The 246-nt window shown below is 37.4% G+C and carries 1 protein-coding gene; it reads right to left on the bottom strand.

The annotated features are described in order from the left end of the window. Positions 1 to 51: 51 nt before the first annotated feature. On the bottom strand, positions 52 to 246 hold a 195-nt coding region (locus tag SB751_RS34015), incomplete at its 5' end, for a transporter associated domain-containing protein (protein WP_410749499.1).

The following is a 246-nucleotide window of genomic DNA, read 5'->3' as shown; positions in this document are numbered from 1 at the left end:
CAATGCAAATACATTGGCTGCCGTTAATCAATTATTTGATTTTAGCGACAGTTACTCGCTCTCAGGGCTCATCCTAGAAACGAGTAACTGCTCAATACGAATGCCTTCTACATCCACCACTTCAAATTTAAAGCCTGAAAATACAATGAATTCTGCACGTTTAGGAATATGCTTCATGGTGTAAATTAAATACCCGGCGACCGTTTCATAATGATTTTGATCAGGAAACTCATCAATTTCTAATAC

It is taken from the genome of Cupriavidus sp. SIMBA_020 (genome assembly GCF_046535395.1).
Classification (GTDB): domain Bacteria; phylum Pseudomonadota; class Gammaproteobacteria; order Burkholderiales; family Burkholderiaceae; genus Cupriavidus; species Cupriavidus campinensis.
This window is presented reverse-complemented; position numbering and strand designations above follow the sequence as displayed.